The organism is Dactylosporangium sp. NPDC005572, from assembly GCF_040605515.1.
GTDB lineage: Bacteria > Actinomycetota > Actinomycetes > Mycobacteriales > Micromonosporaceae > Dactylosporangium.
This window is the reverse complement of record NZ_JBEXCY010000046.1, coordinates 1-15,442: the sequence shown is the minus strand read 5'-3', so window position 1 is coordinate 15,442 and position 15,442 is coordinate 1. Positions and strand designations below refer to the sequence as shown.

Genomic DNA, 15,442 nt, shown 5'->3' with positions numbered 1-15,442 from the left:
TCCCCGGAGAGTAGCGACCCCCTCCGGGGTGTCCGGTGCCGGTCCACGAGGATGGTCGGCGTGAGTGCGGTGGACGAGTTCGCCGGTCTTCGCCGGGAGGTGGAACGGTTACGGGCGGAGAACACCCGGCTGTCCCGGCTGCTGGAACTGAGTGGCCGCGACACTGCTCCGGCGCCGGAGCAGTTGGCGGCGCCGGTCGCCACGCCGGGTCTGGTCACGATGGCGTCATCGGTGCGGGACAAGCTGGCACTGTTCAACGACCGGTTCCAGGCCCGCACCGACGTGTACGCGGTGCGGTGGGAGAACGCCCGGACCGGCACTGCCGGGTGGATGCCCGCCGTCGCCGGCGGCTGGCGCAAGGGCATGGACCGGCGCGCAGCCGCCTACCTGCCCCGTACGGCGGAGGTCGTCGCCGCGCATCTCGTCGGTGACGTGTTCATGGGGCTGTACCCGCTGCTGCCCGGCAACACCTGCCACTTCGTGGTGGCCGACTTCGACGGCCCGACAGCGATGCTCGACGCCCTCGCCTACGTCAAGGCGGCCCGCGCCAGCGCGGTGCCGGCCGGACTGGAGATTTCGCAGTCCGGTCGCGGCGCGCACGTGTGGATCTTCTTCACCGGCCCGATCCAGGCGGCCGTCGCCAGGGCCGTCGGGACCGTGCTGCTGCACGAGGCGATGGTGCTGCGAGGGTCGATGGACCTACGCTCCTACGACCGGCTGTTCCCCAACCAGGACATCCTGCCCGACGGCGGCTTCGGCAACCTGATCGCCGCGCCGCTGCAGGGCCGCCGCCGCAACGACCACGGACTGACCACCTTCCTCGACCTCGCCACGCTGGAGCCGTACGAGGACCAGTGGGCGTTCCTGTCGACACTGGACCGGCTCAGCCCTGGCGGCGCCGAACGCCTCGCCCGGCAGGCGAAACACGCCACCACCGGCACCGACGTCGCCGCGATGAGCCGGTCGACCGCGACCCGCGTCCATCCTGCCCTGCCCCTGGTCGTTCACGCAGAGGCCGGCGCCGGGCTGACCCTCGACGCGGCACAGTTGACCCCAGCCGCTCTTGCCACGTTCAAGCACGCCGCCGCGATGGCGAACCCCAAGTTCTACGAACTGCAACGCCTACGCAAGTCGACCTGGGACACCCCACGGTTCATCCGCGGCTACGACCTCACCCTCGACGACCACCTCATCCTGCCGCGCGGCCTGCGCCACACCGTCACCACGATCGTCGAACGGGCCGGCTCCCGTCTGGCCATCAGCGACGTCCGAAACCCGGGCCAGGAGATCGACGTCGCGTTCACCGCCGTCCTTACGACCAGGCAGAGCGCCGCGGTTGGTGCAGTGCTGGCCCATGACGATGGGCTGCTCGTCGCACCACCCGGATCCGGGAAGACGGTCATGGCCTGCGCCGTGATCGCCGAACGCGGCACCTCGACGCTGGTGCTCGTCGACCGCAAGGCTCTGGCCGACCAATGGCGCGAGCGCATCGAACAGTTCCTCGGCATCCGGGCCGGCCAACTCGGCGGCGGCCGGCGCAAACTCACCGGCACGGTGGACATCGCGCTGCTGCCTTCCCTCGCGCGGCGCGACGACATCGCCGCCCTAACCGCCGGGTACGGGCACATCATCGTCGACGAATGCCATCACCTCGGCGCCGCCGCCTATGAGCACTCCGTCAAGCGCATCGCGGCGCAGTTCTGGCTCGGCCTCACCGCCACGCCCACCCGCCGAGACGGGCTCGGCCAGCTCGTCACCTGGCAACTCGGGCCTGTCCGGCACGCCATGACCGAGGAGGAGCAGGGCACCATCGTCGCCGCGCTGGAGTTGGATGCCGGTCCGCAACGGTTGCTGCACCTCCACGAGACCATGTTCAAGGTCGCCGAGGTAGATCTGGACGCGCCGGGCGCGCTCGCGGAGGTCCACCGGCTCCTCGCAGTGGACGAACTGCGGAACACCCAGATCGTCGACGATGTCGTCACCGCCCTGGCTCGCGGGCGTAACTGTCTCGTCCTCACCCGCCGCGTCGCCCACGTCGAGGCCCTCACCGCGATGCTCGCCACGCGCGGCCATCAGGCGCTCGTGCTGCAAGGATCGATGAGCACCACCGACCGGCGGGCCGCCGTCGACCGGCTCGGCGATGCCAAGGCCGGTGACGGCCTGCTCGTCATCGGCACCACGCCGTTCATCGGCGAGGGCTTCGACGCCCCGGCGCTCGACGCCCTCTTCCTCGCCGGCCCGATCTCCTACGACGGCCTGCTGATCCAGTGCGCCGGCCGCGTGATCCGCACAGCACCCGGCAAGGACACCGCCGAGGTCCACGACTACCACGACCCGGCAACACCGATCCTCGCCGCCTCACTCCAACGCCGCATGCCTGGCTACCGCGCACTCGGCTTCATCAAGTACGCCGGCCGCGCGTCGGTCTGACCACCGGGACCAAATCTGCGTCATACGACGGGCGATGGATGGTGGACTACCGCTGGCCGAATGGCGACACCGATTCCGCCATGCAGCAGCTCTGCAAGACCCTCGGCCTCGCTTCATCCGACCACTGGCCGCCGGACGGAGCGGTACCACGCTTTGGGTGACGCTCAAATAGCGCAACGAGCGGCCAGCGCCCCGGTCGAGGCAACGCGACGAGTTGGCGAGCCTCAAGCACCTCCCACTACTTGCAGTTCGTTGCTCGCCAGCTCAACGCTGCGCCGCCTGACCCACACGGCCGGGCGTTGCACCCAGGAGGTCGGCAACCTGGCGCCGTGTCGGCCCCAGCCGCTTACGCTCCTCGGCGGGGTGGAAGGACTCGGTCATGAGTCCTCCCATCACTCGCCGGCCCAGTACTGGTTCAGCCGCGTGATGGCCTCGTCCTTCGTCATGCGCGCCACGTCCGGTTCGGTGAGACCGACTCGGGTGATGAGCAGGTGAACCACCTCGGCAGGGATCGGTTCGGCCGCTGGCAATTCAGGCCTGCCCCGAGCCGGTTTGACGCCGTCGCGCACGCATTTCCAGAAGACGTCCTCGGTGACGTCGAGCTGGTCGCGCAGGATGTGACTCCAGATGCCGGGACCGTAGGTGCTGCGGTCTGGTGGATGGGAGATCCGGGTTCGCAGAATCCGGCCGTCTGGCAACGCCAGCTCGTACGTGAGGTGGTGGGTGCCGGTTCGGCCACGCGCGGTCCGGACGGGCTCCCACCCTTCGATCTCGCAGAATTTCTGGTGATCTTGGCGGGTCGGCGTCGGCCAGCTCATCGGGTGGCGCCCACCAGCCACTCGCGCAGCTGCGCGTCATCGCTGAGCTCGACTACCTGGACCAGCGCCCAGTTGTTCCGATGGTTCGGGGCGTCCAGCAGCCGTTCCTGCCAGTCGTCGGCGTACTCCCGAAGTGCGAGGACCATCTCGTCGATCGCCTCGTCGAACGTCGAGGCGTCTGCGGCCACCGGTACCCCTGGAAGGAAGACGGACCATCCGCCGTCCTCGGCCACCACTTGCGGCGATGGCAGGACGCCGACGAGGCTCACCCTCAGGCGGTCGGCGTCCACGACCGCTGCCCGGCCGGTCTCCCGCTGTACGGTCGCCACCCGGCCGCGGCGAGCAGCGTCGAGGAGATCCTTGAAGTGCGCTCGAGCAGCCGAGTAGCTGTCGAAATGCGCGGCAATGGACATACGCCCTCCAACCATTCCCCGTCCAGCATGCGACCCGCACGTACGTACGTCAAGTACGTGACGTACTCCAGTCTATGACGCTTCAGCGAGACGGAGGGCCTGTCCCTGCCGACAGAGCTCTGCGCTCATGCCGGCGTTGTGCCGGCGGCGCTCGCGATGAGGCCGGCGCGTTCGAGGCGGTCCAGCAGGCTCGGCTTGCGGGCGTGTTCCAGACGCAGTTGGTGGATCCGCCCGCGGAACGCCTTGCGCCGGCCGTCGCGTTCGCCGAGCGCCTTCAGGTCGACCAACAGAGCGACCGCCGCGTCGTACTCCTTGGGCTTCTTGGTCGCAATCAGCTCGGCCACCTGCTGCCACGCCCGCTCCGGGTCCGCGGCCAGCGCGTCGAGGCGCTGCTCGCGGGCAGCTGCGGCTGCCGCCTCCCGGCGCGCCTGTTCGGCCGCCTCACGCTCGTCGGCCAGTCGCTGCCGGCTGGCCCAGCGCGTCTCGGCGCCGGCCAGTAGCTCGCCCACCGTCCGGCCGCCGCTCACGGCCGCCGGTGCCGCCCCGCCGCTGTACTGGCGCAGCAACTCGGCGCGAAGGTGTGTGCCGTCGCCCCGCAGCAGCCGCACGATGACCTTGTCCTTGTCGGCCGCCGGTAGCTGCTTCACCCACATGGCCAAGGCCGCCGCCGAGGGTGCCGGCGCAGTCAGGGGTGCGCTGGCCTGGGCCGCGGTGTCGAGCAGGTCGTCGTCCAGGCGCAGGAAGCCGGCGAGGCTCTGCAACGGCCCCGACAGCTCGGCCAGGCCGGGCGGCACCGGCGGCTCCAACTCGTCCTCGTCCAGCTCCTGGTCCTGCACGCACAACAGCCACGCCAGGTACAGCAGCCGGTTGTCGCCGGCGGCCAACTCAGCCCGGACCGGAACGATCGACGCCAGCGCGGCCTCTTCCTCCCACCACTCCTCGTCGCCGTCCTCATCCCTGCTGTACAGGTCGAGGATCACATGCTCGTCCGTGGCCCACGACGAAGCGGCGTGACCCACGCAGTAGGTCGCCGCGAGATCCGGATCCAGCAGCTGTACCGGCAGCCGCAGCGCAATCCGGCGAGTGCCCCAGTTCGCCAGGTACAGGTGGGCGTCGAAGTACCGCTCCATCCACTTGCGCGGGTCGGCCTTCAGATCACCCCACTGGTAGTCGTTGACGAAGCTCGACGCGCTGATCCGGCCGCGTGTCGACACCGCCCGCAGCTCGCCCTGCTCCGCCGCCGTCAACTGCTGGTCGATCGCCACGAACTCGTAGTACTGGTACTCGCTCACAGGTCATCCGCCCCAGTGCCGGTACGCCTCGATCCACTGCGCACCCTCGGGTCGAGGATCGGGCAAGGGAAGGTCCAGGATCTCGATCGCTTGCCGCTCACGACCCCGGTGGCAGATCGCCACAATCCGGTCACCGCGCAGATCCACCCGGCGCACCGTGACCTCGACGCCGAGAACCTCCGTCGTGAACGGCAGCGCGAGGTTGTCCTCGATCATGGTGTACAGGCCCGTCAGCTGCTCATCCTCGTTGTAACAGTCAACAGTCGCCTCCTCGACCAGGGCATCGAACTGTGACCGTTTCAGCGAACTCACCGGCGCAGGGTAGCCCGGCCATCGACAGACTTGCGCGGGAGGGCCGGCCGTACCGCCGACATCAGCCGCTCGGCAGCGGCTTGCTGCAGGTCCTACAGCGGTACCTTGAGGCAAGCGGCGAGACTTCGAGTGGCAGCGCGGCACCCGCAGTCCGCGCTCGTAGCGGGACAACTCATAACGCGTGATGGTCGACCGACCAGACACGGCGCACAGCCGGTCCGCGAGGGTCACGCTGGCTCATGCCGAGCCCGCGGCGCTGCCGACGTCATCGTGCTCCGAGGGCGAGGTGGGAAGCGCCGCCGCGACATCGGTTCTGTGTGCCACGACGCCATGTCATGAGACGCGGCCCCGAACAGCGCCGTGACATCGCTGCCAGCGCACGTCAGCCCGACTACCGGGCGCTTTGGCTTCACCCAGGGCATCGCGGGGATGGCCCCGATGTCACGCGTCGGTAAAGATCCCGATCGAGGCAACCAGAAAGCGGCCCGTGGAACTATGCAACCGGCTCGCCGAGCATCGCGATAGTCGGCTGGCACTCAGCCATACGCCAGTCAGGCTACGTTGGCCGATGTGTCTGACTAGACGTCCCGGGGACGCAGGATGCCGAGCGACGTGGTCGCCGAGCACGAATGAGCACGAACGCCGGCCTAACGGACTAGCAGGTAGCCGACTGCGGGATCTGGACCCAAACCTTCCGATTTCAAGTCGGGTGCGCTGCCAATTGCGCCACGTCGGCTGGCCGCCCCACGTGACGACGTAGGGCACCAACCACGATCCTATCGGCCAGGACCCGGTCCGCGCTCCCGACATACTAGAGCACCCAAACAGGACCGAATCACCCCAAAAACCACCGTCGACCTTGGCACGGGCGGAACAAGCGCTTAACCTGGCTGCAACCTCGGGGAGCAAACTCGCTGCCCAAGGGCTTCTACTCGGATCGTCCGGCACGTTCCTGCCGGTGGAAGGTGGCACCCTGCTATGGCTACGGTCACGTACGCGAAGGCGTCCCGGATCTACCCGGGCACCCCGCGGCCCGCGGTCGACCAGCTCGAGCTGCAGATCGGGGATGGCGAGTTCCTCGTCCTCGTCGGTCCCTCGGGTTGTGGCAAGTCGACCTCGCTGCGCATGCTCGCTGGTCTGGAGGACGTTGACCAGGGCGACATCCTGATCAACGACCGCAACGTCACGCACCTGCCCCCCAAGGCCCGTGACATCGCGATGGTCTTCCAGAACTACGCGCTGTACCCGCACATGACGGTGTACGAGAACATGGCGTTCGCGCTCAAGCTGCGCAAGACGCCGAAGCACGAGATCGACCGGCGCGTGAAGGAAGCGGCCGCGATGCTGCAGCTCGAGGACTACCTCGGCCGCAAGCCGAAGGCGCTCTCCGGTGGTCAGCGCCAGCGTGTCGCCATGGGTCGCGCCATCGTGCGCGAGCCGCAGGTCTTCCTCATGGATGAGCCGCTGTCGAACCTCGACGCGAAGCTCCGTGTGCAGACCCGGTCGCAGATCGCGACGCTGCAGGCCAAGCTGGGCATCACCACGGTCTACGTCACCCACGACCAGGTCGAGGCCATGACGATGGGCCACCGCGTGGCGGTTCTTCTCGATGGTGTACTGCAGCAGGTCGCGTCCCCGCGTGAGCTCTACGACCGGCCCGCGAACGTCTTCGTCGCCGGCTTCATGGGCTCCCCCGCGATGAACATCAAGACCGTGCCGCTCACCGACCAGGGTGGCCGCTTCGGCGAGGTCGTCCTCCCGCTGACCCGCGAGCAGATCGCCGCGGCGCAGACGGACGGCGGCAACGGCAAGGTCACCGTCGGGTTCCGCCCCGAGGACACCGACCTGGTCGGCCCGAACGACGGCGGCATCCCGATCACGGTGGACCTGGTCGAGGAGCTCGGCTCCGACGCGTACGTGCACGGCACCGTCGCGCTGGAGGGCCAGGACGAGCGCTTCGTCGTCCGCGCCGACCCGCGCCGCACCCCGCGCCTGACCGAGATCGTGTACGTCCGCCCGCACGCGAACACGCACCACGCGTTCAACGCCGCGACCGGCCACCGCATCTGATCTAAGGCAAGAAAAGGGGCGGCGCTCGACGAGAGCGCCGCCCCTTCCATGTCAGTAGCTACTTGGCGAACCGCCACACCTGCAGCTTGCCGTCGGCCTCACAGGCGATGAAGGCCGCGTTCCACGAGCAGTTGGTGCCTTTGACGGTACCGACGGCAACCCGCTCACCAGTCGACGCGGTCACGCCGACGAGGGACACCTCGGTGTCGCTCAGGGTGCCGGGGGCCTTGTTCAGGAACAGCAGGCTGCCGCCCGAGACGCGGACGCCGATCGCCTTCCGGTCGTCCTTGAGCAGCTGCTTGCCCGCGTCGTCGAACAGGAAGCTGGCCAGCTCACTGGAGGACCCTGTGGCCGTGGCCAGGATCTGCTTGCCGACCGGGACCAGCGTGTTCGTCGCCGGAGCGTCGGCCTGCCACAGCTGCTTGCGCTCAGAGATCGAGATGGCGCGTACGACGCCGTTCTTGCCGTACGAGTCCTCAGCGTCCAGGACGCAGATCCGGTCGGCGCCGCACAGCGACAGAGCCATGATCCGGCGGTTGGTGTCCGCTGAGCTGAAGATCTGGGTCGGCTCGCCGGCCTTCGACAGGTCGAACACCGCAATGCTGTACTTCGCCTGCGACGACGTCTTGAACAGCTTGCCGTCGTGGGCGACGTACCACTCGTACGAGTCGCTCTTGCTCGGGTACTCGCGAACCACCTTGTTGCCGTTCGCGGCGTCGAGGAGACGCACCTTGTCGTCGGCGTCGACGCTGATGATCGTCGTGCGGTCCTTGAGCTCGACGTTCTGCGGGCCGCCGCCGAGGCCGGCCGGGCCGCGCAGGTCGCTGGGCAGCGACTCGCCGATGAGGTAGCTGCCCGCTTTGGCGTCGTCACGGGACCACTTCAGGTCGCCGTTCCAGCCGAACGCGATCGACTTCTTGTCCTTGTACGAGTGCTGCACCCACATGTTCTCCAGCGGGTACAGCCGGTCCTGGGTCTCGAACTTTTCCTTTTTCAGCTGCTTGCCGTCCGAGTTCAGCAGGTACAGCGCGCCGCCGTCGGAGGCGCCCGTGCCGGCGACGAGGATGCCCTTCGCGAACGGCCACAGGCGCCAGGTGGTGTTGGGGTCGTCGATCACGGTCGGGCCCCAGGCCTGCTTCTTGTTCTTGAGGTCGTAGGCGGCGACCTGGTACTTCTTGTTGGCCTCCCAGCCGACGTACACCCGCTCGCCGATCGTCACCGTCGTCACTCCGGTGACCTGGTCCGCGGCGCCGAGGTCCATCGAGCCGTAGCTGGAGATGGTGGTGAAGTCGACCGCCGTGTCCCGGTCGCGGAAGAAGAACCAGTAACCGCCGCCGAGGACGAGCAGCACCACAACCGCGGCCGCGACACCGACCAGGAGCCCCGTGCGGCGCTTCCCCGAACCGCCGGCGCCCGGAGCGGGCGAGGGCGCGAAGGGCGGCTGCCCGGAGTGCGGCGGCGACGTGGGCGCCCCAGAAACCGGCGGCGCGGAATAGCCCTGGGCTGGCGGCGCGGAAGTGGGCGGCGCTGCAAACCCCTGAGTAGGCGGCGCTGAATAGCCCTGGCTCGGCGGTGCGGAGTAGCTCTGGGTCGGCGGTGCCGAAATCGACGGCGGAACGGCCTCCGCGGCCGTCATCGGATAACCAGCAGGCGGCGATGCGTTCCCGAACGCGGGCGCGGACGTCGGCGCACCGGCGAAGCCGGGCGACACCGGCGCCGAGGGAGGGTTGGAGACGCGACCCGCCGGGATGCTGTCCGTGCTGTACCCGCTGACCGGCGCGAGCTCAGCCAGCGCCCCCTCGGCCACCGGCAACTCCGGCTGCTCCAGCACGGTAGGCGGAATCCCCAGCTCAGCGTGCAGCAGCCGGGCGGCGAGCGGCAGCCGGGAGGACCCGCCGACGAGGAACAGCCCAGCGAGCTGGTCGGCCCGCAGCCCAGAGCGCTGAACGACGGCCCCGGTCTCCCACACGGCCCGCCGGACCAGCGGCTCGATGACCTTGTCCAGCTCCTCACGCGTCAGGTGAATAGCCTGGTCATGGCCCGGAACGGTGATGGGCGCAACGGTGGCCCGCGACAGCATCTCCTTGGCGCCACGGACGTCGTCCCAGAACAGCCGCCGATCCCGCCGCTGGGAGGTGGTAGCGGGGTTGCGCAGCGCCGCCCACGTGGAAGGCGCCATCTGCCCGATCACCAGCCCGAGGTGCTCGACCAGGGCGGCGTCGACGTCGAGCCCGCCCAGGTCCTCCAATCCACCGGTACCGATGACCTCGAAACGACCGCCGTCATTGCGCACGACAGCGATGTCCAGCGTGCCGCCACCGAAGTCGAACACGGCGAGGGCCGAGCCGACGGGAACGGGCCGCCGCAGCACGTCGGCGAAGTACCGGGCGGCCGCCACCGGCTCGGGCACCAGCATGACCGGGGGCCAGCCGGCCCGCCGAGCGGCCGTCTGGAGGGCCTCCCGGCGGCGCGTGCCCCACGCCGCCGGGTAGGTCAGGACCGCCGTGGGGAGGAAGCCGACCGCTTCGACCGCGGCCCGGGCGACGGACGCCAGGATGGACGCCAGCAGGTCGACGGTCGGGAGTTCGCGGTCTCCCAGCAGTACCGTGGGCTCGTCGATCCGTCGCTTCGGGTTGGGCTCGAAGCGGGAGGGGTCCAGGCCCGCCAGCCGCGCGGCGTCCCGGCCGACGTGGAGCCGGCCGTTCTCGTCGACGAAGACGCCCGAGGGCATGATGGGCGCCCCGTCGACGAGGAGCGGGCGGGTCCGTCCGTCGGGCCAGCGGATGACAGCGACGGTGTTGGACGTCCCGAGATCGACTCCGATCGCGAAGCCCTGCTGAGGCTCATTCACCGGGCCCATATTAGGCAGCCCGGACCAATGCGCCAGAGATCAGGCAGATCGCCGACGAGCGACCTCCGCGAGGGTCACCGCGGTGGCGACGGAGGCGTTGAGGGACTCGACGTCGGAGACCATCGGGATGCCCACCCGCAGGTCACAGGTCTGCCCGACGAGCCTCGACAGGCCGCGCCCCTCGGAGCCGACGACCACGACCAGCGGGCCGACCGCAGCCTCCAGGCTGTACAGCGAGGTCTCCCCGTCGGCGTCGAGCCCGACGACGACGAAGCCCTCCTCCTGGCACGCCTTGAGCGAGCGGGTCAGGTTGGTGACCTGGGAGACCTTGACCCGGGCCGCCGCGCCGGCGCTGGTGCGCCAGGCGGTGGCGGTGATCGCGGCCGAGCGCCGTTCGGGCAGGAAGACGCCGTGCGCGCCGAACGCGGCCGCGGAGCGGATGATCGCGCCGAGGTTGCGCGGGTCGGTGACGCCGTCCAACGCCACCAGCAGCGGCGTGGTCGACTCCAGCGAGGAGGCGAGCAGGTCGGCGAACGGCTCGTACGCGAACGGCGGCACCTGCAGGCCGAGGCCCTGGTGCAGGACCCCGCCGGTCATCCGGTCGAGCTCGTTGCGGGTGACCTCGAGGATCGCGATGCCCCGCTCGGCGGCGGTGCGCACGGCCTCCTTGACCCGCTCGTCCATGTCAATGCCGAGCGCCACGTACAGCGCCGTGGCCGGGACGTGGGTGCGCAGCGCCTCGACGACCGGGTTGCGGCCGACGAGCAGCTCCGGGCCGTCCTTCGGCTGGGCGGCCTTGCGCCCCGGCGACACCCGCGGGCCCGACCGGGCCGGCGCGGCCTTCTTCGAAGACGCGCCGAACGGGCCCTTGCCGGCCGTGCGCTTGGTGCCGGGCTGGCCGATCTTGGGCGCGCGGCCCTCTGCGGCCGCGGCCCGGCGCTCCTTGTCCTGCTTCCAGGCGGTGCGCTGGGGCAGCTCCTCGTCGCCGGAGTACCCCTTGTGCCACGGCCGCTCGTCGGCCGGCAGCGTGCGGCCGCGGCCGGCGAGCGACTGGCGGTTCTTGCCGCCGGAGCCCTTAACGGCGCCCTTCTTCGACGCCACGCGCTTGCCGCGGCGTTCGGAATTCCCTGGCATGTGCCTCAGCTCTCCAGCGTCCATCGGGGGCCGGTCGGGGTGTCCTCCACCGCGATACCGGCGTTCTTGAGCTGGTCGCGCACCGCGTCGGCGGCGGCCCAGTCCTTGCGGGCCCGCGCGGCGGTCCGTTGCTCCAGCGCGAGCGACACGAGTGAGTCAACCACCCGGGTCAAATCGCCGGACTCGGCAGACCGCCACTGGTCCGACAGCGGGTCGACGCCGAGCACGTCGAGCATGGCCCGGATCGACCCGAGCCACCGCGCGACCGAGACCTTGTCGCCTGCCGCGAGCGCCGCGTTGGCGTCCCGCACGAGGTCGTGCACGACGGCGAGCGCCCGGGAGGTGTTGAGGTCGTCGTCCAGTGCCGCCGCGAACTCGGCCGGCAGCTCGCCCAGCTCGGCCGACGAGGTCAGCTCGAAGGCCCGCTGGACGAAGTTCTCCAGGCGCCGGTACGCGACCGCCGCCTCCTCCATGGCCGCCGGCGTGTAGTCGATCACCGACCGGTAGTGCGGCGCGAGCAGGTAGTAGCGGATCTCGACCGGCCGCACGCCGGACTCGACCAGCGACTCCAGCGACACCACGTTGCCGAGCGACTTCGCCATCTTCGAGCCGCCCAGGTTGAGCAGCGCGTGATGCACCCAGTACCGCGCGAACGGGTGCCCGGCCGCGTGCGACTGGGCGATCTCGTTCTCGTGGTGCGGGAACGTCAGGTCGAGCCCGCCGCCGTGGATGTCGAACTCCTCGCCGAGATACCGCCAGCACATGGCCGAGCACTCGATGTGCCAGCCGGGTCGGCCGGGCCCCCACGGCGACGGCCAGTACGCGTTCGACGGCTCGTCGGCCTTGACGCCCTTCCACAGCGCGAAGTCCCGCGGGTCCTTCTTCGACCGGGCGGGCCCGTCGGCGGCCGGCTCCATGTTCTCCGGCCGCTGGTTCGACAGCGAGCCGTAGTCGCCGAAGGACAGCACGTCGAAGTACACGTCGCCGGAGCCGTCGGTCGCCGGGTACGCATGCCCCTTGTCGATCAGCACCTTGATCAGCTCGTGCATCTCGGGGATGTGCCCCGTGGCGCGCGGCTCGTACGTCGGCGGCAGGACGCCCAGCTTGTCGTAGGTGGCCGCGAGGAGGCGCTCGTTGGCGTAGGCGATCGACCAGAACGGCTGGTCGGCCTCCAGGGCCTTCTGCAGCACCTTGTCGTCGATGTCGGTGATGTTGCGGATGAACGTCACCTCGAAGCCGGACTTCAGCAGCCACCGGCGCAACACGTCGTAGTTGACGCCGGAGCGAAGGTGGCCGATGTGCGGACCGGCCTGCACGGTGAGCCCACACAGGTAGATGCCGACCTGCCCGGGCGTCTTCGGGACGAAGTCCCGGACCGATCGGGTGGCGGTGTCATACAGGCGTAGGGTCACAGATGCAAGAGTACCGGTCGGCATTGTGACGCGATGTCGCGCGACCCGGGTGCGCGACCGCAGAATCAGCCACGTGCTGATCCGCCGACTCGCCTTGTGCGGGGTACTGCTCCTGTCGGCCTGCTCGAAATCCGACCCGCCCACGGACTGGTCGACCGTCAGCCCGCCGCCGCCGAACCCCAAGGTCATGGTGCATCAGGGCCCCCGCCCGGCGAGCCTGGAGCTGCCGTTCATCCGCGTCCTCGGCAAACAGGAGGCGAACCTGCGCTGGCCGAAGGCCGGCCTGCACCTGGAAATGATCGGCGCGACCGACACCTATCCGGCCGACATCGAAGGGCGTAACGCAACCCCGCCGCCGAAGAACCCCGACGAGGAATGGGTCGTCGCGTATGTCGGATCCGCGCCCGAAGGGACCATCACGACGGGGTTCGCCGACGCTTTGGTGAAGATCAACGGCCAGCCGCATCAGGTACCGAAGTTCCAGAGCCAGGCGTTCATCGTCGTCGCCGCGCCCAAGGGTGCAACAACCCGGCTCGAGATCACCGACACCGAACGCACCCAGTGGATCGACCTGCGCACCGCCGAGACGAGCACCCCGATCCCCGGCCTGTACCCGAGGCGCCGCGACGCCGCCTCCTTCCGCTGCGACATCGCCAGCCCGGACAAGTCGATCAACGGTTCGACGGTCGTCTTCTCCGCCAACGCGACGCTGGAGCCGTGGGCGGAGGCCCGGGGCTGGGCGAAGACCGGCCGCGTCTGGATGAACCTCAAGCTCAGCCTGTGGTACAGCCGCAACGGCATCGCGATCGCGGTCGATACCCCGTCGGCGCTCGCGATCACCGGCTCCGAGGGCCCCGTCCCGGTCAACCTGCCCCTGTCGCTCGGCGGCCCCAACCAGGACGACCCGCACACCGGCGCGGCCGAACTGACCGTGGACATGCCCGCCGATGTGGCCGTCGCGCAGGTCGTCTTCCAGCTCAAGGGCACCATCACCGTGAAGGGCGCCGTCGTACCGCAATGGACCGCCACCTGCGAGACGAAGCCGGACGCGCTGGCGTTCAATGAGTAGGTGACCGAGACCGCGCAGACCCTGGACCGCGGCCTGCGCCTGCTCCACCTCGTGGCCGACGCTCCCAGCGGCCTGACCATGACCGAGGCCGCGGCCCGCCTGGGCGTCGGCCGAGCGGTGGTGTACCGCCTGGTCGCCACCCTGTCCGAACACGGCATGGTGCGCAGGGACCCGTCCGGCCGCTTGAGGGTGGGCGCAGGCGTCCTACACCTGGCGAGGCGGGCCCAGCCGCTGGTGGCGGACGCGGCCCTCCCGGCGCTGCGCCGCCTGGCCGAGACAGTAGGTGCGACGGCCCACCTGACGATCGCGGACGGCGGCGAGGCCTACGCACTGGCAGTGGTGGAGCCGAGCTGGACCCAGTTCCACGTGGCGTACCGAACGGGCTCCCGCCACCCGCTGGAGGTCGGCGCGGCGGGCAAGGCGATCCTGGCCGGCCGGGACGGCGACTTCGGCGCGGTAGCGACCGAGGGCGAGCTGCAGCCGGGCGCCTTCGGCGTGGCGGCCGCCGTCCCACACGTCGAGGGCCTGGAGGCCAGCGTCGGCGTGGTCGCCCTCGCCCAGATCAAGGAGGAAGCCAGAACCCACGTCGTCAACGCCGCGGACGCGGTGGCCAGAGCCTTGCGTTGACGCCGGCGTCAACCTCTACGGTCCCGGCCATGAGGTTTGCCGTCCACCACCGGCCCACCGACCCCGAGCTGCTGGTCGCCGTCGCCCGGCACGCCGAGGCCTGCGGCTTCGAGGGCTTCTACGTCCCCGACCACCTGACCATGGAGTCGGTACCGTTCCTGGACCCGCTCGACGCCCTCACCTTCGTGGCCGCGTCGACCGACCGCGTCCTGCTCGGAACGGGAGTGCTCCTCCTGCCGTACCGCCACCCGGTCATCCTGGCCAAGCGCCTGGCCACGATCGACGTGTTATCCCGGGGCCGGATGCGCCTGCTGACCATCGGCATCGGCAACATCCCGGCGGAGGCCGCGGCGGTCGGCGTCGACTTCAGCAGCAGGGGCCGCCGCGCCGACGAGGCCATCGACGTGCTGCGCCTGCTGTGGACCGGGGGCCCGGTGAGCTTCGACGGAGAGTTCTTCGCGTTCAAGGACCTGACCAGCTTCCCGGCACCCCTGGCCATGCTGCCGATCCACGTCGGCGGCGCCAGCCGTGCCGCGGCCCGGCGAGCGGCGTCTCGTGGGGACGGCTGGTTCCCGGGCGGCATGCTCCCGCCGGAGGAACGCGCGCTGCAACGCGACCTGGCGGGCCGGCCGGAGTACACCCGCTGGGGTTCTCCCGACCTCACGAAGGACCAGGTCGAGGCCCTCGCCGAAGAGGGCGTGACCCGACTGGTGATCCCCGCCGGCGACGACCTCGACGAGCTCACTCGGTTCGCGGAACGGATGCGGATGTCGTAGGCGGCACTCTTCGACAAGGCCTGAGAAACGCTTCAGGGGCCCACCAGATGGTGGGCCCCTGAAGGAAAGGTTTGTCCGGCGGCGTCCTACTCTCCCACACTCTCTCGGGTGCAGTACCATCGGCGCTGGAGGGCTTAGCTTCCGGGTTCGGAATGGGACCGGGCGTTTCCCCTCCGCTATGGCCGCCGTAACACTATGAACCTGTCAACCACCGCACACCCTGACGTTGCAGGGGTGC

Annotated in this window: 12 protein-coding genes and 1 rRNA gene; 5 read left to right on the top strand and 8 right to left on the bottom strand. The window is 69.9% G+C overall.

Annotated features, from left to right (window positions below):
• Positions 1-60: 60 nt before the first annotated feature.
• A complete protein-coding gene (locus ABZS66_RS22890; protein WP_354760728.1) occupies positions 61-2,430 on the top strand; it encodes a DEAD/DEAH box helicase family protein in 2,370 nt (789 codons plus the stop codon).
• 392 nt (positions 2,431-2,822) lie between these two features.
• Here ABZS66_RS22890 and ABZS66_RS22885 read toward each other — a convergent pair whose 3' ends face one another.
• The 4 genes from ABZS66_RS22885 to ABZS66_RS22870 form a co-directional block, all read right to left on the bottom strand.
• Positions 2,823-3,248: a hypothetical protein gene (locus ABZS66_RS22885; protein ID WP_354760726.1), complete on the bottom strand. Its 426-nt coding sequence runs from the start codon at positions 3,246-3,248 to the stop codon at positions 2,823-2,825.
• Positions 3,245-3,661 (bottom strand): hypothetical protein, encoded by a 417-nt coding sequence (locus tag ABZS66_RS22880; RefSeq protein WP_354760724.1) that lies wholly within the window; start codon positions 3,659-3,661, stop codon positions 3,245-3,247. Before ABZS66_RS22880 ends, ABZS66_RS22885 begins: the two co-directional genes overlap by 4 nt.
• 125 nt (positions 3,662-3,786) lie before the next feature.
• Positions 3,787-4,953 carry a hypothetical protein gene (locus tag ABZS66_RS22875; RefSeq protein ID WP_354760722.1) on the bottom strand — a complete coding sequence of 389 codons (1,167 nt, stop codon included), beginning with the start codon at positions 4,951-4,953 and terminating at the stop codon, positions 3,787-3,789.
• Positions 4,954-4,956: 3 nt separating this feature from the next.
• Positions 4,957-5,265, bottom strand: coding sequence for a calcium-binding protein (locus ABZS66_RS22870; protein ID WP_354760720.1), 309 nt, complete (start codon positions 5,263-5,265; stop codon positions 4,957-4,959).
• A 978-nt stretch (positions 5,266-6,243) separates the two neighbouring features.
• On the opposite strand from ABZS66_RS22870, the gene ugpC reads away from it, so the two are divergent.
• Positions 6,244-7,335, top strand: a complete 1,092-nt coding sequence (gene ugpC, locus ABZS66_RS22865) for a sn-glycerol-3-phosphate ABC transporter ATP-binding protein UgpC (RefSeq protein ID WP_354760718.1) — start codon at positions 6,244-6,246, stop codon at positions 7,333-7,335.
• 58 nt (positions 7,336-7,393) lie between these two features.
• Here ugpC and ABZS66_RS22860 read toward each other — a convergent pair whose 3' ends face one another.
• The 3 genes from ABZS66_RS22860 to cysS are packed head-to-tail and all read right to left on the bottom strand — an operon-like array spanning position 7,394 to position 12,732.
• Positions 7,394-10,186 (bottom strand): Hsp70 family protein, encoded by a 2,793-nt coding sequence (locus ABZS66_RS22860; RefSeq protein WP_354760716.1) that lies wholly within the window; start codon positions 10,184-10,186, stop codon positions 7,394-7,396.
• A gap of 39 nt (positions 10,187-10,225) precedes the next feature.
• The gene (gene rlmB / locus ABZS66_RS22855; protein WP_354760714.1) at positions 10,226-11,320 is read right to left on the bottom strand and encodes a 23S rRNA (guanosine(2251)-2'-O)-methyltransferase RlmB; all 1,095 of its coding nucleotides are present in this window, start codon (positions 11,318-11,320) and stop codon (positions 10,226-10,228) included.
• Positions 11,321-11,325: 5 nt separating this feature from the next.
• Positions 11,326-12,732, bottom strand: coding sequence for a cysteine--tRNA ligase (gene cysS, locus ABZS66_RS22850; protein ID WP_354760712.1), 1,407 nt, complete (start codon positions 12,730-12,732; stop codon positions 11,326-11,328).
• Between the two features lie 73 nt (positions 12,733-12,805).
• Between cysS and ABZS66_RS22845 the strand changes: the two genes are divergently transcribed.
• Genes ABZS66_RS22845 through ABZS66_RS22835 form a run of 3 tightly spaced genes read left to right on the top strand, consistent with a single transcriptional unit; the run spans position 12,806 to position 15,204 of the window.
• Positions 12,806-13,801: a hypothetical protein gene (locus tag ABZS66_RS22845; RefSeq protein ID WP_354760710.1), complete on the top strand. Its 996-nt coding sequence runs from the start codon at positions 12,806-12,808 to the stop codon at positions 13,799-13,801.
• Positions 13,802-14,428, top strand: coding sequence for a helix-turn-helix domain-containing protein (locus ABZS66_RS22840; protein WP_354760708.1), 627 nt, complete (start codon positions 13,802-13,804; stop codon positions 14,426-14,428).
• 29 nt (positions 14,429-14,457) lie between these two features.
• Positions 14,458-15,204 (top strand): TIGR03619 family F420-dependent LLM class oxidoreductase, encoded by a 747-nt coding sequence (locus tag ABZS66_RS22835; RefSeq protein WP_354760706.1) that lies wholly within the window; start codon positions 14,458-14,460, stop codon positions 15,202-15,204.
• A gap of 73 nt (positions 15,205-15,277) precedes the next feature.
• On the opposite strand, the gene rrf is transcribed toward ABZS66_RS22835, so the two are convergent.
• Positions 15,278-15,394 (bottom strand): 5S ribosomal RNA (gene rrf, locus ABZS66_RS22830).
• Positions 15,395-15,442 lie beyond the last annotated feature (48 nt).